The organism is Sphingobacterium sp. JUb20, from assembly GCF_004342035.1.
GTDB classification, from domain to species: Bacteria; Bacteroidota; Bacteroidia; order Sphingobacteriales; family Sphingobacteriaceae; genus Sphingobacterium; species Sphingobacterium anhuiense.
Genome location: NZ_SLYV01000001.1, coordinates 138,811 through 157,700, shown reverse-complemented (window position 1 = coordinate 157,700; position 18,890 = coordinate 138,811). Strand labels below are relative to the sequence as shown.

The following is an 18,890-nucleotide window of genomic DNA, read 5'->3' as shown; positions in this document are numbered from 1 at the left end:
ACTATTTAGTCAATTTTAATGTTTGTTTACGATCTGGACCAACAGATAGGAACGTGATAGGCACTTCTAATGCTTTCTCTAGATACGTAATGTAATTTTGTAATGCTGCAGGGATTTCACTTTGTTGAGTGATACCAGTCAGATCTTGATTCCAGCCGTCGATTTCTTCAAGAATAGGCTCAGCCTCGTTCGTGATAATTTCATATGGCATGTAATCGATTACTTTTCCTTCATGTTTGTAGTGTGTACAAACTTTGATTTTTTCGAAAGTATCCAACACATCAGCTTTCATCATGATCAATTCGGTAACACCGTTTAACATGATGGCATATTTTAAAGCAGGAATATCAATCCAACCAGTACGACGTGCGCGACCTGTTGTTGCACCAAATTCATGACCTAATTTACGTAAGTTTTCACCTACTTCATCATGTAATTCAGTCGGGAATGGGCCTCCACCTACGCGAGTAGCATAAGCTTTGAAGATACCATATACTGCACCAATTTTATTTGGAGCAATACCTAAACCTGTACATGCGCCCGCTGTAGTTGTATTTGAAGATGTAACGAATGGATAAGAACCAAAGTCAACATCTAACAAAGTACCTTGAGCACCTTCCGCCAATACTTTTTTACCATCCTTTAAATATTGATTCACTAAATGTTCTGAATCAACATGTGGAATAGTTTTAATGAATTCGATAGCAGCTAAGAAAGCTTCTTCTTTTTCAGAGAAATCAGGGATTTCACCGTAGTGTGATAAAATAGAAAGGTGTTTTTCTCTCAATTTTTCGTAACGCTCTTTGAAATCTGGCAATGTAGTATCACCCACACGTAGGCCATTACGACCTGTTTTATCCATATAGGTAGGACCAATACCTTTTAAGGTAGAACCAATTTTACCATCACCCATTTTAGATTCTGAAGCAGCATCTAGTAACTGGTGAGTAGGAAGGATTAAATGCGCTTTACGAGCTAACACTAAATTTCCTTTACCTACTGGATCAAATCCAGCAGTTTTCAAATTGTCTAGTTCTCTCTTTAAGATAATCGGGTCGATAACAACACCATTTCCGATTAGGTTAAGAGTTCCTTCATTGAAGATACCCGAAGGGATCGTGTTTAAAACGAATTTTTTGTTATCAAACTCCAATGTGTGTCCGGCGTTAGGGCCGCCTTGGAAACGAGCAATTAAATCGTATTGTGGACAAAATACATCAACGATTTTACCTTTACCTTCGTCTCCCCATTGTAAGCCCAAAAGCACATCAACTTGCATAGCTTTTAAAGTATTGTGATTAAGAATTTATGTTAATTTTTTGAATTATCTAAAAACAAAATGTTCAGAAAAATGAGCAAATCATTTTCTGAACAAATGTACTATTATATTTCGCCAATCCTGAGATTAATTTGAAATAACCTCTTCTTTTGCTTTTGAGGCAGCGATTTTTTGTTGGCAATCATTACAAACACCATACAGATTTAACGAGTGATGTTTGATATCGAATTTTAATAAATCACCCATTAAGCTTTGAATCTGGTTGATACGTGGGTCACAAAATTCCACCACGATATTACATTCAATACAAATGACGTGATCGTGTTGTTTAAAGCCATAGGATTTTTCAAATTGAGCCATATTGCGCCCAAATTGATGTTTAGTAACTAAGTCACAGGATACCAACAATTCTAACGTGTTGTATACAGTGGCACGGCTAACTCGGTATTTTTTATTCTTCATATGGATGTACAATGATTCTACATCAAAGTGATCTGTACGGGAATAAATTTCTTCTAAAATAGCATAACGCTCTGGAGTTTTTCTTAGATTTTTATTTTCTAAGTAAGCTTCAAAGATCTTTTTTACTGTTGCGTAATTTTCAGCTGCGTTCATATTAATCAATAAGATTCTTTACAAATTTACCAATTTTGATTCAATTATTGTAGTATTAAAAAAATGTGATATTCAGCTGATGTTTAACTCTCAGATTCATATCGTGAAACAGTGGTAATGCCGCGCACTTGTTTAAGCGTTTTCATTAAATTTTCCAATTGTTCTGTATCATTTACAAAGACCATAATATGCCCTTCAAAAATTCCTTCGTTACTGGTAATACTTAAGGAGCGAATATTAACTTTAAACTCCTGAGATATGACGGTGGTGATCTTATTGACCAAACCAACATCATCGATACCGACAATACGTAATCCGGTCAAGAAAGATACATCTGTTTGGGATGTCCACTTAGCCTTCATAATGCGGTAACCGTAGTTCGCCATTAATTTGGATGCATTTGGACAGCTGGTACGGTGTATTTTTATACCATCGTTTACAGTTAAAAATCCAAATACATCATCTCCAGGTATTGGGTTACAACAAGGAGCAAGGGTGTAATCGATTTTCTGCAAATCATCACCTAACAAGAGGGTATCCTGATCTTTTTTACTGAATTTCTCTACTAAACCACCAATATGTGTATTAAATTGGGTGTTTTGGGTACTCAGTGTCGCATCGTTGTTTTTTTCGTGCGCCACAAATTCGCGCAATTGTTTAATATCAACGAGTCCTTTGGCTACATTATAAAACAGATCCTGCGAACTTGGAAATTTAAGGAAATTCGCAATTTTATTAATATTATCAGTGTTATAGGTAATCTTTAACGTTTTCAGCTTACGCTCCAGAATTTCTTTACCATCTTCCGCCACACGACGTCTTTCTTCTTTCAGTGAAGAACGGATTTTGGATTTTGCTTTTGCTGTCACGACAAAATTCAACCAGTCTTCTTTTGGTGTCTGTTTGCTCGAAGTTATGATCTCTACTTGATCACCATTTTGCAAAACATGACTTAAAGGCACCAATTTATGGTTGACTTTTGCACCGATACAGGTTGCTCCGATATCCGAGTGGATTTCAAAGGCAAAATCTAATGCAGTGGCTTCATGTGGCAATTGAATAAGGGCTCCTTTTGGCGTGAAAATAAAGATCTCATCGGAGAACAAATTCATTTTAAAGTCGTCCACAAAGTCCAGTGCATTCTGTTCCGGGTTGCTCAGTACATCTCTAATTTTTTTGATCCACTGATCTAATCCACTGTCCGAATTGGATTCTTTATATTTCCAGTGTGCCGCAAAACCTTTCTCCGCAATTTCATTCATGCGGCTGGTTCTGATCTGAACTTCAACCCATTGACCACGAGGTCCCATAACCGTGGTATGCAGGGATTCATATCCATTACCTTTAGGTGATGATACCCAATCTCTTAGACGGTCGGGGTTTGGTCGGTACAGGTCGGTTACAATAGAATACACTTTCCAACACTCTGTTTTTTCACGCTCATCATCGGTATCGATGACAATACGGATCGCAAATAAATCGTAAACCTCTTCGAAAGGAATCGATTTTTTACGCATCTTGGTCCAGATGGAATGAATGGATTTGGGTCTGCCGAAAATTTGCGCCGTTATACCTTGTTCCTGTAATATTTCTTGCACAGGCTGAATAAAGTCGGAGATAAATTTCTCTCTTTCCGCCTTTTTTTCGTTAAGTTTTCGAGCGATAAACTTGTAGGTGTCGGGATCTGTGAACTTCATGGATAAGTCTTCCAATTCAGACTTGATCGCATATAAACCCAGTCTATGTGCCAATGGCGCATATAAATAACTGGTTTCTGAAGCAATTTTCAATTGCTTATCACGTGCCATAAATTCCATGGTACGCATGTTATGCAGGCGATCCGCTAGTTTGATCAAAATAACACGGACATCATCTGCCAATGTTAATAACATCTTACGGAAATTTTCTGCCTGCATGGAACTGTTCGGATCAAAAATTCCTGAAATTTTTGTCAGTCCATCAATAATACGACGCACTTTTTTACCAAACATCTGCTCGATCTCATCGAGTGTAATGTTGGTATCTTCAACCACATCGTGTAAGAGGGCACAAACTATTGAAGTTGTACCTAAACCAATTTCTTCTGCAGCAATCTGAGCTACGGCAATCGGGTGGAAAATATAAGGTTCGCCAGATTTTCGACGCATTTCTTTGTGACTTTCTAATGCGAGATCAAATGCTTTTCTGATCATCTGCTTGTCACCTCGTTGCATCGTTGGTTTACATGCGCGTAGTAATGCTCGGTATCTTTTACGTATTTCTTTATTTTCTGCTTCTATATCAATCACATAATCTTTCATAAACTTGCAGTTGCATTATGATTTTAAAAATACATTTCTTAAATTAGTTATTGTTAATTTAAAGGAATAAATAGTAAACCCGATTTATTTTTATTAAATGTAATAATTTTTTAATACTATTGACAAAAAAAGACAATTTTTAAATTGTAATGATCAGAATAAACTTACGCTGGATACTATCTTTACTTGCTTTTATCCCTTTTTTGGGGATGTCTCAAGCACTGACAGTACCGCTCTACGGGGAGGGGCAGCAACAAGTAATTGAAGAGTATAATATGACCACATTAGAGAGTGGCGAGAGGCTTCCTTGGTTCTTAATTCCAGAGGTCAAAATATCAAAACCAAGAATATGGACTTCGGAAGATGCTAAAAAACAGTATCTAAGGCTAAGACGAAATGTGTTAAGGGTATTGCCTTATGCTATTTTTGCTCAAAAAAGATATGATCAGTTAGACCGGGAACTTGCATTGGTTTCTGATAAAAAAGAACAGAAAAAGCTGATCGAAACATGTGAGAATGAAGTGAAGTCGATGTTTAATAGGGAAATTAAAAATATGAGTATTACACAGGGGAAAATTCTCATTAAACTTATAGACCGACAAACAGGACATTCGAGCTATGAAATGGTGAAACAGATGAAAGGTGGGTTATCTGCTTTTTTATACCAAGGGGTAGCTAAAATATTTGGACATAACCTAAAAAGTACTTACGATCCGAGAGAAGATTTTGAAATAGAAAATATCATTAGAGAATTTCAAAAAACGAGAAGAGATCCACAGTATTTTTAAAAATTATTAATTTATGAAGACAGTTTATGATTTTAAAGCCCTACAGTTCAATGGTCAAGAAAAATCATTAGCTGACTATAAGGGAAAAGTATTGCTCATTGTAAATACGGCCAGCCAGTGCCTGTTTACGAGCCAATTTAAATCCTTAGAAAAACTTTACCAGACCTATAAAAATGATGGTTTTGAAATTCTTGCTTTCCCATCTAATAATTTTGGAAAACAGGAACCACTAACTGGTTATACGTTAGAGACTTTTTGTAAAATTAACCAACAAGTTCATTTTTCTGTTTTTAAACGTACGCATGTGATTGGCGAATATGCCTCGCCCTTGTATCGTTATCTTGCTCAAAAGGAGGAAAATGGACATGTTTCGAGTAAACCACTATGGAATTTTCACAAATATTTGATCAATAAAAATGGAGAGGTAGTCGACTATTTTTACTCAACAACCTCACCAACGGCGTCTAGAATCAAAAAACGTGTTGAGCAATTATTATCTGAAGGGTAGAAAGAACGAAATGTTTACTACTTTTGTCTATATTTAGTTGGTTAAACATTGAAAATAGACTCGCATGATAAAACTTGATTTATTAGTAATTACTGTGCATCCGGATGATGCAGAATTAGGGGCCGGAGGTACAATAGCAAAATATGTTGCTGCGGGTAAAAAGGTAGGTATTGTAGATCTTACGAGAGGGGAACTTGGTACTCGCGGTACTGCTGAAACCAGAGATCGTGAAGCAAACGATGCAGCAGCAATACTGGGCTTAACGGTAAGAGATAACTTAGCGCTACGTGATGGTTTTTTCAATAATAGTGAAGAAGATAAGCTTGCTGTCATTCAGGCGATCCGTAAATATCAACCAGAAATTATAATCACAAATGCCATTACTGACCGCCATCCTGATCATGGTAGAGCAGGTCACATGGTGAATGAAGCATGCTTTTTGGCAGGTCTAAGGAAAATAGAAACGATAGCAGACGGAATTTTACAAGAAGCTCACCGTCCTAGATTGGTGCTGCAGATGATTCAGGATTATTATATTAAACCTGATATTGTACTGGATATTACGGATTATTATACGATTAAGGAAAAATCAATACTAGCGTATAAAACACAGTTTTATACAGGCGAAGACACGAATCTCGACGAACCGCAGACCTATATTTCGAATCCCGATTTTATGGAATCTACAGCTGCAAGGGCGCGAGAATTTGGTAGATCGATACAGGTAAAATATGCTGAAGGGTTTACGGCAAAGAAAATATTAGGTGTTGATGATATATTTCATCTGATTTAATTTAAAATAATCAAATAAAAGCCGTTTCTTTATTATATTAAGAAACGGCTTTTGCTTTTACAGCATATATTACATGAAAAATCAACAATTCTCGCTACAGGATCGAATAAAAAGTTTTGCATATGCATTCAATGGTTTCAAAATACTGTTGATAGAAGAACATAATGCGCGTATTCATGTAGCGGCAACTATTGTGACCATTGTTGCTGGAATTTACTTTGATATCGCTGCGATTGAATGGATGATCATCTTACTCTGTATTGGTGCTGTTTTTGCGCTTGAAATAATTAATTCCGCTATTGAAAATCTTGCGGATCTGGTTTGTCAGGAAAAGAATGATTTTGTAAAAAAAGCGAAAGATCTAGCAGCTGCCGCAGTATTAACAGCAGCGATCGTTTCTGTGGTTATAGCAATGTTCATTTTTGTTCCAAAAATAATGGCGATATGGTTTTAATTAGGGCTTACGAGCTACGGGATCGGGATGTCGTACTCAATATTATGCAAGAAAATATTCCAGCTTACTTTGCTCAGGATGAAAAAGAGGATTTGAAGTATTATCTGGATTTTGAGATGCAGCAGTTTTTTGTTCTTGAAGTAGACAATAGAGTGGTGGCATGCAGTGGCATTACCGTTGAGCCGGAAGAGAATAGGGCTGTAATCTGCTGGGATATGGTCCTTCCTGCAGAACAGGGTAAGGGATATGGCAAAAAGTTGCTGGAACACCGTATAGCAATTTTAAAAGAGCTGAAAACGATCGACCGCATCATTGTCCGTACTTCGCAACGTACTTATCTATTTTATCAGAAAAATGGCTTTGTTTTAAACCAGATTGTAAAAGATTATTGGGCGAAAGATTTTGACTTATACAGTATGGAATTGGTCTCTTAATCAAGTAAATTAAATAAAAAAGAGATCAATATAAAAAGAGGGATAATTAGAGCGGCAATGATATTGAATCTGAATTTTGGAATTTCGTTTTTACGGTATAAGAAAACAGATTCTACTATTAAATAGATCATCCATAGCAGCAAAAAGATTCCCATATAAAAAATTATAGCTAAGCTATCGGCTGTACCGCAACGTCTATTTGGATCTAACTGGGACAAACCGATGGGAATGGCCATAAATAAAAGAATGATCAATGCGACTATTCTGATTAGAACGTGTTTTGTCATACCATCTTTTTGATTAATACACATACATAAAAAAAGGTAACCTTTCTGGTTACCTTTAGCTGTTTTTTACAATCGAAATTGTTATTTCTTTTTGTCAATTTTGTAAAGACGTCCTAGATCTGTAATGGCATAAAGCGCTCCATCTTTACCTTGTGTGATATCTCTGAAGCGTTGTCCTTCTTTTGCTAATAACCTTTCTTCGCCTACGACTTTATTATCTTTAATAACTAGACGGGCAATATGCGTACTGCTTAGTCCACTGATGAATAGATTGTTTTTCCATTCAGGAATGGCATCTCCTGTATAGAATGTAATACCGCTAGGTGATAATACGGGATCCCAGTAATAAACCGGTTGCTCTAATCCTTCTTTTTGTTGGATAGGTTCTCCAATTTTTTCACCACTGTATTCTAAACCGTAAGTAATGATTGGCCAGCCGTAGTTTTTGCCAGGCTCGATACGGTTTAGTTCATCTCCACCGCGAGGACCAAATTCTGTCTCCCATAAATCACCCGTTTCAGGATGAAGTGCCAATCCTTGAACATTTCTATGTCCATAACTGTAAATTTCTGGTCTTACATCTGCTTTCCCTGCAAACGGATTACCCGCTGCTGGAGCGCCATCTGTTGTTATTCTAACAATCTTGCCTAATCCTGATTTTAGATCTTGTGCCTGAGGTCTGGTGGCTAAATCTGAACGTTCACCCGTACTTACAATTAAATTGCCTGATTTATCAAATAGGATACGCCCACCATAATGTAGTTTACCTTTGTACTTTGGTGTAGCGCGGTAAATAACTTCGACATTTTCAACTGTCTTGTCATCTGCGGCTAATTTTCCTTTCCCGACAGCTGTTAGGTTTCCTTCAGCGCTTGGCTCAGAAAAAACAAAATAGATCATTCGGTTTGTTTCAAAATTAGGATCTATCGTTAGTCCTAATAAACCACCTTGACCATCTGTATCCACTTTAGGTAGACCTGTTATCGGTTCAGAAACTTTACCGTCAGCAGTTGCTATTCTAAAGGTTCCTTCTTTTTCGGTAATGAGTAAACGTCCATCCGGCAAAGACGCAATTCCCCAAGGAGATTTCAATGTTGTATTGAGTACAACTCCTTCAAATGGTGTAGTCGTTTTTACAGCAGCGATACGGGTCTGGCCTTCAAAGGCAGGTTTATATTTTGTATTTGCCGCATTCGTTTCTACAGGAGGATATATACTATCTACTGTATTATTGTTCGTTTCAGCACCTGTAGTACCGTTAGAACAAGAATATAATGCGAAAGAACTAATCAGGATTGTGGATAATTTACTTTTCATAGACAAATTGAATTGTTTCATATCATATAAAAATATAAATAATTTATTTAAAAATTACATGCAAAGCGTTTTATCATGAAATAAAGCCTTTTACATACTGACGTGTAATTTCATGTTTGGGATTTAACAGTACTTCTTCTGTTTTTCCAAATTCAAGAATTTCGCCGCCATAAACAAAAATGATATAATCAGAAACACGGCGTGCCTGTCTCAGAATATGCGTAACCAACACAATGGTATAATCTTTCTTGAGTTCAATAAGTAGATTTTCGATCGTCTGCGTCGATATTGGATCTAATGCAGAGGTTGATTCATCGCCTAATATAATCTCAGGCTTGACGGCAAGCCCACGTGCCAGGCATAGACGCTGCTGCTGCCCAATGGAAAGTCGCGTAGCGGATTGATCCAGCCGATCTTTCACCTCTTCCCAAAGTCCGACATTCTTCAACTGTGTTTCTACGATCTCATTTAATTCCTTTTTTCCTCTTGTCCCATGGATGCGAGGGCCATAAGCGACATTGTCATATATCGACATCGGCAATGGAAATGGTTTTTGAGAAAGTAAGCCCATTTTTTTTCGAATATGTGTTACTTCGGCATTTGGGGCATATATATCTTCACCATTGACAAATACAGAGCCTGACACCTGAACTCCTTTCGTATCATCAATAAGCCGGTTTAAGGTTTTCAGTAATGTCGTTTTCCCACAACCAGAGGGACCAATGATCGAGGTAATGCTGTTATTAGGCAACGACAGATTGATGTTTTTCAAAATATGATGACCGTCAATATGAATATTCAAATCCTGTATCTGAATATGCGGTTGAATAGCCGGTCTTACAATTTGTGTTTGTTCTGTTTCGATGATAGGATGTGCGTGCATATGACAATAATTAGAATAATAAAAGTTAAGATAAGTGCTGATGCGTAAGCACGGCCTTGAACTTCTGGAATAGGACTGCTCAACTGGAAGAAGATCGCTAATGGCAATGTTGCGGCGGGTTCGTCAATATAACGGGGTAAATTGTCGCTAAATCCTGTTGTTAACAAAACTCCGGCAACATCTCCGATAGATCTTCCAAATGCAAGTAAGATTGCTGTAAATATTCCTTGTTTAATGTGTAAAATAAAAACTTTTGCGACTTCCCATTTGGTCGCACCTAAAGATAAAGTAACATGTTTTAAGTCTGTGGGAACTGTTTTGATGATTTCATCGACTGTTCGCACCACAATTGGTATTGTTAGCAGTGTAATGGTAATAATTCCACCTAAAAGGGATGCGCGGATGCCAAAATAAACCATGATGGTAAATCCTACAGCTCCGTATACGATAGAAGGAATTCCGTACAGGATATCAAACATTAATTTCGAGTACTGCGCTAGTCTCGATGATGTTTTGATGTATATATTTAAATATAAGGCGATCGGCACACCGATTAAGGTTGCCAATATAGTTGCTACACCTGCAAGGTAAAGAGATCCTAATATCGCATTTAAAATACCACCTTCTTTACCCATGTAAAAGCCACCCTTTGGTAATTGACTCACCATTTCCCAAGATAGATAAGGTAACCCTTTATATAGGATGGTGCCGATTATAAAAAAAAGTGAACCGGTGACCAACATTCCGGAAAGATGCATAAAACCTTTTGCAACTTTCTCTTTAAAAAGTCTTGTTTTAAGATTATCCATTATGCTTGCCCTCCAATCTGTTTAATATGATGCGTGAAATGAGATTGAATCCGAAAATAATAACGAAAAGGAGTAAGGCTGAAAACATCAGTGCCGAATCGTATAATGGTATTGACATCATTTCCCCAAAATTGTTTGCAATGAGTGCGGGAATAGGATAACCAGCATCAAATATGGATGTCGGTATTTTAGGAACATTACCGCAGACCATCAAAACTGCAATTGTTTCGCCGAATGCTCTGGAGATCGCCAATACAATTGCGGCTATTATACCAGGTTTTGCTCTTCTAAGTATGACTTTTTGGGCAGTTTCCCATTTGGTAGCGCCCAAAGACAGTGATGCTGCTTTAAGTTCTGCCGGTACCGTTTTTAAAACCTCGACCATAATACTGATCATGATCGGGAAAATCATCACTGCGAGTACGATTCCTCCAGCTAAAACAGTGTAACCCGAAGTAGAAACCGCAAAAATGGGCGCAATATAAGATTGTATTGCAGGTACGATAAATAATACACCCCAAACCCCGTATAACACAGGAGGAATGGCTGCCAGAACATTGATAAGCGGTAATATGACATTTTTCAAGGTGTCTGACGCATACTCTGTTAAGTAAATAGAGGTTAAGATACAAAGTGGGCATGAAATCAATAGCGCAACCAATGTGACACTGAGTGTGCCCATAATAAAGGGTAGGAAACCAAAACTTCCTTTCATAGGTGCCCACACATGATTTGTCAATAGTTCAAGAATGTTAAACGATTCAAATAAGGGTACTGATTTAAAAGTCAGTCCGATACCGATTATAATGACCACTGAAAGTGAAATGAGCAACAAAACAAAACTGACCTGTTTTGCGATTGCATTTTTTAATAACCTTGTTTTTAGCATATTACAGTTTAATCAGTTCTTTATTAATTAACGACTCTGTTAATGGCACATATCCATTTTCCAATAAATAACTCTGCGATTTTTTCTTTAGCACAAATGAAATGAATTCTTTAACGAGCAAATTATCAGGCTTCCCTTTTGTGATAAACGAAAGATCTCTGGCTGGTGGGCTAGGGTAATGGTTGTTACTGACAGCATCCGTTAAATCATCTATGGTACTATAAAAATCTTCGTTTTCACTGATCTGCCCATCTGCATTTAGATCGATTGGCAAGACATCAATTTTATCCATTACTTTTTTTGTTTTTAAGTCATAGACGTAATTGATGTTGTTAAATCCTATGGCATTTTTATCGTCTTTAATTGCCTGTGCAATTCCTGGATCACCAAAGATTCCCACGCCTTTTAAATCCTCCTGCTTACTTTTAAAGAAATTGGCCCAAGTTTCGGCGGCACCGGCGGCATCAGCACGTGTGTACACGATCACCGGATCTTTTGAAAATCGCGCGTCGATCTCGTTCCAGGTTTTATATTTTTTATTGATAAAGATATTTTTGAGTTCCGCATGGGTCAAACCACGTTCTTTAAGTAAGGTATAATTTGGATTTTCAGCATTAATGGTACAGATCACAGCATCTTTAGCAACATGGATAGGAAAGGCGCCTTTTGCTATTTCCTGTGGATGAAGATCGCGGGAAATAAGTCCGATGTCGACCATACCGGTCAATGCATCTGCAATTCCTTTGCCTGCTCCGCCAGCTGAAATATTAAAACGCACATGTGGATGTTCCTTTTTAAACTCTTCACTCCATAAGACTACTAAAGGATAGAGTGCAAACGCTCCAGATAAGGAAATATTACCTTCAAATCCTCTTTCTTTTCTATAGCCATTCTCTATTTTAGGAGCACACGCGTTATTCGTAAGTAACAACAATAAGCTTAATATAAGTATATTACGGTTGTTTTTTTTCATTTTATCTATCTCTATAGGATTGGTCTACAATATTATTTTTGACAAATATATATTAATTTAATAGATTTTATAGATTATATAGTTTTTTTTTCTACTTTTGAACCAAATAGAAGAGAATACAGACCAATAAATAGAATTTCAGCATATGCAAAGTTTCCGTACAGAGCTTGAAAACCCTGTGGTTGAGCAAGAGATTATTGATTTAGAAAAGAAAATTAGACTTTTTCAGGAAGGGAAAATTACGGATGAAAAATTTCGTTCATTACGCCTTGCAAGAGGGGTTTACGGTCAACGTCAACCTGGAGTGCAAATGGTGCGTATTAAATTACCTTTTGGAAAAGCAACTTTCAAACAAGTGATTAAAATATCTGATGTATCGGATGAATATGCGATTCGCAATCTGCATATCACGACCCGTCAGGATATTCAGATACACTTTGTTAGTCTAGATCGCACACCAGAGTTATGGGCCAAATTGGCAGAGGATGATATTACTTTACGTGAAGCCTGTGGTAATACTGTGCGTAACGTAACGGCATCACCGACAGCCGGAATAGATCCACAAGAACCTTTTGATGTTTCTCCGTATGCGCAGGCCGTTTTCGAATTTTGTTTAAGAAACCCGATCTGTGCGGAAATGGGTCGTAAATTTAAGATGTCATTTTCTTCATCAGATGATGATACTGCTTTTTCATATATCCATGATCTTGGCTTTATTCCTAAAATACAGGTTATTGATGGTAAAGAAGAACGTGGTTTTAAAGTTCTGTTAGGTGGTGGATTGGGTTCTCAACCTTTTCTAGCGCACTTGGTACATGAATTTTTACATGAAGATCAGTTGATTCCGTTTGTTGAGTCTTCTTTACGTGTATTTGACCGCTATGGCGAGCGTAATAATAGAAATAAAGCACGCTTTAAATATTTGATCCAAAAATTGGGTATTGATGAAGTGTTAAGATTAATTGCTGAAGAACGCGTTGCTAATCATGTAAAATCTTTTCAGATCAACCGCGATACGATCACGCAACCGACTCCACCGGATACGGATGCCGTGGAAAGTTTATCTTTGGATTTAGATCCGGATTACCTGATCTGGAAGTCAACAAATACTTTTGAGCAAAAGCAGCAAGGTTTTTATGGTGTATTTGCTAAAATATCTACGGGCGATCTTCCAACTGAAAAAGCACGAGTTTTGGTTGCTGGACTGGAAGGTCTGGTTGCCGATGAAATTCGTTTCACCCAGAATCAGGGATTATTGCTTAAGTATGCTACCGAGAAAACGCTTCCTCATATTTTTAAATTATTGACGAAGCTTGAGTTGGCTTCTCCTGGATTTGAAAGCACGTCTGATGTGACGACCTGCCCAGGAACGGATACATGTAATCTGGGTATTTCAAACAGTACAGAGATGGCACGGGTTATTGAGTCATACATTCGTGATTTTTACGCAGATTTTGTTTACAACCGTGAACTGAAGATCAAAATTTCAGGCTGTATGAACTCTTGTGGACAGCATGGATTGGCGCATCTGGGTTTTCATGGAAGTTCTGTAAAAGCAAACGGTAAAGTTGTTCCTGCTGCACAGGTCATGATCGGTGGTGGTACTGTTGGTGATGGTGTAGGTCGTGTGGCCGAAAGAATTATCAAAGTACCTACCAAAAGAGTGCTGCACGTGGTTGACCTGGTTTTAACGGATTATAAAAAGAATGTTCAGGAAGGTGAAAACTTTCATGCTTATTATGACCGTCAGACCAAAAACTATTTCTACACTTTATTGAAACCTCTTGCTGATCTAACAACACTATCTGATGATGAATATATTGATTGGGGTCATCAGGAGACTTTTGAAACAGCGATCGGTGTGGGTGAATGTGCGGGAGTCATGATTGACCTTGTTGCTACTTTGATCTTTGAAGCTGAAGAAAAAAGAGCTTGGGCGGTTTCTGCTCTTGAGGAGAAAAAGTATGCGGATGCTATTTATCATGCCTACAGTACTTTTATAGGTTGTGCTAAAGCATTATTATTGGATAAAGGTGTTAATGTGAGTTCACAGCATGCTGTGATCCAGGAGTTCCAAGCGCAATTTGTGGAACAACATATTTTTGAATTGGAAACTACGTTCCCAGAACTGGTTTTGCAAATAAATAAGAATGAGCCTACTCCAGAGTTTGCTGAAAACTACCTTGAGAGCTTGAATACATTCTTTAACGCTGTGTATGAGTATAGAAATGCGATGAAAGTTAATTAATGAGGAGGATAGAAGATGAATATTAAACCAAAAGTAACTTTGGTCGGAGCGGGTCCTGGTGATCCTGAATTGATCAGCTTAAAAGGTATAAAAGCGATAAAGGCAGCGGATGTAATTTTATACGATGCTTTAGTGGATGAGAGTTTATTGGATTTTGCCAGTGCAAACTGCACGAAGGTATATGTTGGGAAAAGAGCGGAACAGCTTTCTACTTCACAAGATCAGATCAACCAGTTACTGGTCGATTATGCGCTGACTCATGGTCATGTGGTGCGATTAAAAGGCGGAGATCCATTTGTATTTGGACGTGGTGGTGAAGAACTTGATTTTATTAATCAATATGATATCGAAACAGCGGTTATTCCGGGTATTTCCTCTAGTATCGGATTAACGGGCCTCCAAAAGATTCCTTTAACTTATCGCGGTATAAGTGAAAGTTTTTGGGTGATAACTGGTTCTACAACTGAAGGAAAACTCTCAGAGGACTTGTATGCAGCTGTTAAAACAAATGCAACAGTAGTGGTGCTGATGGGATTTGGTAAGCTAACAGAAATAGTCGCATTATACAAACAGCATGGTAAAGAAAATCTGCCTATTGCATTGATTCAAAATGGCTCTATGCCAAATGAAAAAATTATTATCGGTACGATTGACGATATACTGGACGAAACTCAGGAAAAACGCATTGGTGTACCGGCTATTATTGTTTTGGGCGAAGTTGTTTCTAAGCATCCGAATTTTAAACATATTATAGAAAAATACGCAACTGTTTAAATGAATACGCTATTTCCAATTTTTGTCAAGCCAGATCAGATTCACATTTTATTAGTGGGAGGTGGACCGATCGGGTTAGAGAAATTTCAAGCAATCATTCAGAATAATGATAAAGCGCATATAACAGTAATTGCGACTAAAATATGTCATGAATTTAAAATCATCATGACGCAATATAAGCATATCGTTTTTGAAGAGCGTGATTTTGTGGAATCGGATCTTAATGAAAAACATCTCGTGATGCTGGCAACAAACAATCATGAACTTAATGATCAAATAAGAGCGTTAGCGAGTTCAAAACATATTTTGCTAAATGCGGCAGATAAACCGGAACTATGTGACTTCTATCTTGGATCGATCGTGAAAAAAGGTAATTTGAAAATTGCGATTTCAACGAACGGTAAATCCCCGACAATTGCAAAAAGAGTAAAGGAGTTTTTACAGGAAATGCTTCCTGAGGAGATTGATGAAACATTGGAATTGATGAGCCAATTGCGGAATCAATTAAAAGGTGATTTTCAGTCAAAAGTCACGGCGCTGAATAAACATACAAAATCATTAATTGAGAGAGATGGAAATTAGTGGAATTAAAGAACTTTTATCAGGAAAACAGGGAGCGGATCTGCTTCAGGTTATTACTGAACAATATCCTGATCAGGTTGTATTTTCGACATCTTTCGGTATCGAAGATCAGATTATTACAGATTGGATAGGAAAGAGCAAAGTGAATATCAGGGTTTTTACTTTGGATACGGGAAGACTTTTTAAGGAGACTTATTCGTTATGGAGCAGAACTGCTGAGCGCTATGCGCTAAAAATTGATACGTACTACCCGAATACCGAAAAGGTTCAGGAATTTGTTTCTGAAAAGGGGCCGAACTCATTTTATGAGTCTGTTGAAAATAGAAAATCTTGTTGCTACATACGCAAAATAGAGCCTTTACAGCGGGCTTTGCGAGGTGCCAAAATTTGGATAACAGGAATTAGAGCGGAGCAATCGGCGAATCGTCACGATATGGAGTATATCGAGTATGATGAGGCGAATAATATTATCAAAATTCATCCGCTATTTGACTGGACTTTTGAGATGGTTACCAATTATATTAAAAGCGAGCGTATACCTTACAATATACTGCACGATAAGGGTTTTCCGAGCATCGGATGTGAGCCCTGTACCCGGGCTGTTCAGGAGGGTGAAGATTTTCGCGCCGGCCGATGGTGGTGGGAAGATCAGAGTAAAAAAGAGTGTGGATTACATGTGACAACAAAATAAAGCAAGATTAAATGGATTATTTAGATCAACTAGAAGCAGAATCAATCTATATATTACGTGAAGTGGCCGGGCAATTTGAAAATCCTGCGCTCTTATTTTCTGGTGGAAAAGATTCTATTACTTTGGTTCATTTGGCATTAAAAGCATTTAGACCGGGTAAATTTCCTTTTCCACTAGTGCATATTGATACAGGTCACAATTTTCCGGAAACCATTGCATACCGCGATTGGTTAGTAGAACAGATCGGTGAAAAACTGATCGTAGGACATGTACAAGATAGTATCGATGCTGGTAAAGTTGTTGAGCAAAAGGGAAAAAATGCCAGCAGAAATGCTTTACAGACGGTGACTTTACTGGATACAATTGCTGAAAATGGTTTTGACGCCTGTATTGGAGGGGCACGTCGTGATGAGGAGAAAGCAAGGGCTAAAGAACGTGTATTCTCTGTTCGTGATGAATTTGGACAGTGGGATCCGAAGCGCCAACGTCCTGAATTATGGAATATCTTTAACGGAAAAATCAATAAGGGCGAAAATGTCCGCGTATTTCCAATATCAAACTGGACTGAACTGGATGTTTGGAATTACATCAAACGGGAGAATATTAAACTTCCAAGTATTTACTTCAGTCACGAGCGTGAAGTGATCACCCGGAATGGCCAATTAATGGCAGCTGCGTCTTTCTTAAACATCGATGAAGAGGATGTTGTGGAAACAAAATCGGTCCGATTTAGAACAGTCGGTGATATGACCTGTACTGCAGCTGTGGACTCGCAGGCTACTGCCTTAGATGATATCATTGCAGAAATAAAAGCTTCTACAGTAAGTGAGCGTGGTGCCCGTATGGATGATAAAGTTTCTGAAGCGGCAATGGAAGACCGAAAAAAACAGGGATACTTCTAAGGAGCAATGCAATAAGGTTTGGTGACTAATACAAAAATCTAGAAAATGAAAATTTTAAAATTTATAACGGCTGGTTCTGTTGATGATGGTAAAAGCACATTGATCGGCCGTTTATTATATGATACAGATTCGATACTGGACGATCAACTGGAAGCGATAAAAAAGGCTAACCGCAAAAATAATGATGGGACTGTGGATCTAGCAATTTTGACCGACGGATTGAAAGCTGAACGTGAACAGGGAATTACGATCGATGTGGCTTATAAATACTTTCAAACAGAGCACCGCAAATTTATCATTGCTGATGCACCGGGACACATACAGTACACACGCAATATGATAACGGGGGCTTCTAACTCTGATCTCATTATTATATTGGTCGATGCGCGTAAAGGGGTTATTGAGCAAACGAAACGTCATTCTTTTTTAGCAAAACTACTTGAACTTAAAAAAGTTTTAGTGTGTATCAATAAAATGGATATGGTGGATTATAGCCAGGAAGTGTTTGAAAACATTAAAGCTGATTATCAGACCTTAGCGGAACGTTTAAAATTAACTGATATTGATTTTATGCCGGTTTCTGCACTAAAAGGTGACAATATTGTGCATCCTTCAGAACATTTGACTTGGTATGAGGGACCTTCTTTATTGTCTTATCTCGAGACGATAGAATTTAAAGAGGCAGATCAGCAAGCTTGGCGTTTACCGGTGCAATGGGTGGTAAGGCCACAGACTGATGAGCTACATGACTACAGGGGATATGCTGGACGTGTTGTTGGCCATGGTCTAAAAGTAGGAGATGATGTGCTAATTTTACCTTCTTCTATTAAAAGTAGCATCAAAAGTATTGAACTGGCTGGAGTAGATTTGCAGGAAGCGGAAGATGGCCAGTCGGTTATTGTCCATCTTGCAGACCATGTTGATATCAGCCGTGGTGATACCATTGTAACGGCTCAAAATTCGGGTCTAGTGGAACGTAATTTTGAAGCGAATATCTGCTGGTTTGACAACAAGGCTCTGGATACGAATCAGATCTATTTGTTTCAGAATTTCGGTAGAACGACAAAAGTGAAAATAAATGAAATCATTCATAAAGTGGATATCAACAACCAGGAATATAAGTATGGTGAAGAGATAGCTCTTAATGATATAGGCCGTGTACAGATTAAGGCCGCTGAAGATATCTCGTTTGATCTTTACCAGGATCACCAGGCAACCGGCAGGGGCATTATCATTGACCCGCGCACTAACTTAACAGTTGCGGCTGTTATGATTGAAAGCGTTGCTTAGCAGGCGAGGGGGATAGAAAGTCAAGTAAATTACTTTTTAATTAACATGAAAAAGGGTGGTCTTATTGGCCACCC

The 18,890-nt window shown here is 37.9% G+C and carries 19 protein-coding genes; 11 read left to right on the top strand and 8 right to left on the bottom strand.

Going from position 1 to position 18,890, the window contains the following annotated elements; translation table 11 throughout:
• Window position 1: 1 nt before the first annotated feature.
• The 3 genes from EDF66_RS00645 to EDF66_RS00635 all read right to left on the bottom strand — a co-directional run bounded on the left by EDF66_RS00645 (window position 2) and on the right by EDF66_RS00635 (window position 4,194).
• A complete protein-coding gene (locus tag EDF66_RS00645; protein WP_132768196.1) occupies window positions 2–1,279 on the bottom strand; it encodes an adenylosuccinate synthase in 1,278 nt (425 codons plus the stop codon).
• A gap of 126 nt (window positions 1,280–1,405) precedes the next feature.
• The gene (locus EDF66_RS00640; protein WP_021190674.1) at window positions 1,406–1,894 is read right to left on the bottom strand and encodes a Fur family transcriptional regulator; all 489 of its coding nucleotides are present in this window, start codon (window positions 1,892–1,894) and stop codon (window positions 1,406–1,408) included.
• 83 nt (window positions 1,895–1,977) lie between these two features.
• Window positions 1,978–4,194, bottom strand: coding sequence for a RelA/SpoT family protein (locus tag EDF66_RS00635; protein WP_132768198.1), 2,217 nt, complete (start codon window positions 4,192–4,194; stop codon window positions 1,978–1,980).
• A 149-nt stretch (window positions 4,195–4,343) separates the two neighbouring features.
• Here EDF66_RS00635 and EDF66_RS00630 point away from each other — a divergent pair, with 149 nt between their 5' ends.
• The 5 genes from EDF66_RS00630 to EDF66_RS00610 all read left to right on the top strand — a co-directional run bounded on the left by EDF66_RS00630 (window position 4,344) and on the right by EDF66_RS00610 (window position 7,171).
• Window positions 4,344–4,982 (top strand): DUF4294 domain-containing protein, encoded by a 639-nt coding sequence (locus EDF66_RS00630; RefSeq protein ID WP_231576973.1) that lies wholly within the window; start codon window positions 4,344–4,346, stop codon window positions 4,980–4,982.
• A gap of 13 nt (window positions 4,983–4,995) precedes the next feature.
• Window positions 4,996–5,490: a glutathione peroxidase gene (locus tag EDF66_RS00625; protein ID WP_021188193.1), complete on the top strand. Its 495-nt coding sequence runs from the start codon at window positions 4,996–4,998 to the stop codon at window positions 5,488–5,490.
• Window positions 5,491–5,557: 67 nt separating this feature from the next.
• Window positions 5,558–6,283 carry a bacillithiol biosynthesis deacetylase BshB1 gene (gene bshB1 / locus EDF66_RS00620; protein ID WP_132768963.1) on the top strand — a complete coding sequence of 242 codons (726 nt, stop codon included), beginning with the start codon at window positions 5,558–5,560 and terminating at the stop codon, window positions 6,281–6,283.
• Between the two features lie 73 nt (window positions 6,284–6,356).
• The gene (locus tag EDF66_RS00615) at window positions 6,357–6,737 is read left to right on the top strand and encodes a diacylglycerol kinase family protein (RefSeq protein ID WP_021188194.1); all 381 of its coding nucleotides are present in this window, start codon (window positions 6,357–6,359) and stop codon (window positions 6,735–6,737) included.
• The gene (locus EDF66_RS00610) at window positions 6,728–7,171 is read left to right on the top strand and encodes a GNAT family N-acetyltransferase (RefSeq protein WP_132839790.1); all 444 of its coding nucleotides are present in this window, start codon (window positions 6,728–6,730) and stop codon (window positions 7,169–7,171) included. Before EDF66_RS00615 ends, EDF66_RS00610 begins: the two co-directional genes overlap by 10 nt.
• Before the next feature lie 368 nt (window positions 7,172–7,539).
• Here the strand turns inward: EDF66_RS00610 and EDF66_RS00600 are convergent, their stop codons facing one another.
• The 5 genes from EDF66_RS00600 to EDF66_RS00580 form a co-directional block, all read right to left on the bottom strand.
• Window positions 7,540–8,775, bottom strand: coding sequence for a PQQ-dependent sugar dehydrogenase (locus EDF66_RS00600; protein WP_132839787.1), 1,236 nt, complete (start codon window positions 8,773–8,775; stop codon window positions 7,540–7,542).
• Window positions 8,776–8,848: 73 nt separating this feature from the next.
• On the bottom strand, window positions 8,849–9,658 hold the full coding sequence (locus tag EDF66_RS00595; RefSeq protein ID WP_132768206.1) for a phosphate ABC transporter ATP-binding protein: 810 nt from the start codon (window positions 9,656–9,658) through the stop codon (window positions 8,849–8,851).
• Window positions 9,613–10,467 (bottom strand): PstA family ABC transporter permease, encoded by an 855-nt coding sequence (locus tag EDF66_RS00590; RefSeq protein ID WP_132768208.1) that lies wholly within the window; start codon window positions 10,465–10,467, stop codon window positions 9,613–9,615. Before EDF66_RS00590 ends, EDF66_RS00595 begins: the two co-directional genes overlap by 46 nt.
• Window positions 10,460–11,356 (bottom strand): phosphate ABC transporter permease subunit PstC, encoded by an 897-nt coding sequence (gene pstC, locus EDF66_RS00585; RefSeq protein ID WP_021188200.1) that lies wholly within the window; start codon window positions 11,354–11,356, stop codon window positions 10,460–10,462. Before pstC ends, EDF66_RS00590 begins: the two co-directional genes overlap by 8 nt.
• Before the next feature lies 1 nt (window position 11,357).
• Entirely contained in the window at window positions 11,358–12,329 is a 972-nt protein-coding gene (locus tag EDF66_RS00580) for a PstS family phosphate ABC transporter substrate-binding protein (protein WP_132839785.1), read from the bottom strand.
• A gap of 145 nt (window positions 12,330–12,474) precedes the next feature.
• On the opposite strand from EDF66_RS00580, the gene EDF66_RS00575 reads away from it, so the two are divergent.
• Genes EDF66_RS00575 through EDF66_RS00550 form a run of 6 tightly spaced genes read left to right on the top strand, consistent with a single transcriptional unit; the run spans window position 12,475 to window position 18,816 of the window.
• Window positions 12,475–14,577: a HEPN domain-containing protein gene (locus EDF66_RS00575; RefSeq protein WP_132839784.1), complete on the top strand. Its 2,103-nt coding sequence runs from the start codon at window positions 12,475–12,477 to the stop codon at window positions 14,575–14,577.
• A 15-nt stretch (window positions 14,578–14,592) separates the two neighbouring features.
• Window positions 14,593–15,351, top strand: a complete 759-nt coding sequence (gene cobA, locus EDF66_RS00570) for a uroporphyrinogen-III C-methyltransferase (protein WP_132768214.1) — start codon at window positions 14,593–14,595, stop codon at window positions 15,349–15,351.
• Window positions 15,352–15,933, top strand: a complete 582-nt coding sequence (locus EDF66_RS00565) for a bifunctional precorrin-2 dehydrogenase/sirohydrochlorin ferrochelatase (protein ID WP_132839782.1) — start codon at window positions 15,352–15,354, stop codon at window positions 15,931–15,933. It abuts the gene before it with no gap.
• Window positions 15,923–16,624, top strand: coding sequence for a phosphoadenylyl-sulfate reductase (locus tag EDF66_RS00560; RefSeq protein ID WP_132839781.1), 702 nt, complete (start codon window positions 15,923–15,925; stop codon window positions 16,622–16,624). The genes EDF66_RS00565 and EDF66_RS00560 overlap by 11 nt, the downstream gene beginning before the upstream one ends.
• Before the next feature lie 11 nt (window positions 16,625–16,635).
• Window positions 16,636–17,526 (top strand): sulfate adenylyltransferase subunit CysD, encoded by an 891-nt coding sequence (gene cysD, locus EDF66_RS00555; RefSeq protein ID WP_132768218.1) that lies wholly within the window; start codon window positions 16,636–16,638, stop codon window positions 17,524–17,526.
• 45 nt (window positions 17,527–17,571) lie between these two features.
• Window positions 17,572–18,816 carry a sulfate adenylyltransferase subunit 1 gene (locus tag EDF66_RS00550; protein ID WP_165902320.1) on the top strand — a complete coding sequence of 415 codons (1,245 nt, stop codon included), beginning with the start codon at window positions 17,572–17,574 and terminating at the stop codon, window positions 18,814–18,816.
• Window positions 18,817–18,890: the final 74 nt, after the last annotated feature.

Coding starts and splice junctions, on each gene's coding strand:
- cobA (WP_132768214.1), top strand. CDS start 14,593: ATGAATATTAAACCAAAAGTAACTTTGGTCGGAGCGGGTCCTGGTGAT.
- EDF66_RS00635 (WP_132768198.1), bottom strand. CDS start 4,194: ATGAAAGATTATGTGATTGATATAGAAGCAGAAAATAAAGAAATACGT.
- EDF66_RS00610 (WP_132839790.1), top strand. CDS start 6,728: ATGGTTTTAATTAGGGCTTACGAGCTACGGGATCGGGATGTCGTACTC.
- EDF66_RS00580 (WP_132839785.1), bottom strand. CDS start 12,329: ATGAAAAAAAACAACCGTAATATACTTATATTAAGCTTATTGTTGTTA.
- EDF66_RS00575 (WP_132839784.1), top strand. CDS start 12,475: ATGCAAAGTTTCCGTACAGAGCTTGAAAACCCTGTGGTTGAGCAAGAG.
- EDF66_RS00590 (WP_132768208.1), bottom strand. CDS start 10,467: ATGGATAATCTTAAAACAAGACTTTTTAAAGAGAAAGTTGCAAAAGGT.
- EDF66_RS00615 (WP_021188194.1), top strand. CDS start 6,357: ATGAAAAATCAACAATTCTCGCTACAGGATCGAATAAAAAGTTTTGCA.
- EDF66_RS00645 (WP_132768196.1), bottom strand. CDS start 1,279: ATGCAAGTTGATGTGCTTTTGGGCTTACAATGGGGAGACGAAGGTAAA.
- EDF66_RS00630 (WP_231576973.1), top strand. CDS start 4,344: ATGATCAGAATAAACTTACGCTGGATACTATCTTTACTTGCTTTTATC.
- EDF66_RS00625 (WP_021188193.1), top strand. CDS start 4,996: ATGAAGACAGTTTATGATTTTAAAGCCCTACAGTTCAATGGTCAAGAA.
- EDF66_RS00600 (WP_132839787.1), bottom strand. CDS start 8,775: ATGAAAAGTAAATTATCCACAATCCTGATTAGTTCTTTCGCATTATAT.
- EDF66_RS00560 (WP_132839781.1), top strand. CDS start 15,923: ATGGAAATTAGTGGAATTAAAGAACTTTTATCAGGAAAACAGGGAGCG.
- EDF66_RS00595 (WP_132768206.1), bottom strand. CDS start 9,658: ATGCACGCACATCCTATCATCGAAACAGAACAAACACAAATTGTAAGA.
- EDF66_RS00640 (WP_021190674.1), bottom strand. CDS start 1,894: ATGAACGCAGCTGAAAATTACGCAACAGTAAAAAAGATCTTTGAAGCT.
- EDF66_RS00565 (WP_132839782.1), top strand. CDS start 15,352: ATGAATACGCTATTTCCAATTTTTGTCAAGCCAGATCAGATTCACATT.
- cysD (WP_132768218.1), top strand. CDS start 16,636: ATGGATTATTTAGATCAACTAGAAGCAGAATCAATCTATATATTACGT.
- pstC (WP_021188200.1), bottom strand. CDS start 11,356: ATGCTAAAAACAAGGTTATTAAAAAATGCAATCGCAAAACAGGTCAGT.
- EDF66_RS00550 (WP_165902320.1), top strand. CDS start 17,572: ATGAAAATTTTAAAATTTATAACGGCTGGTTCTGTTGATGATGGTAAA.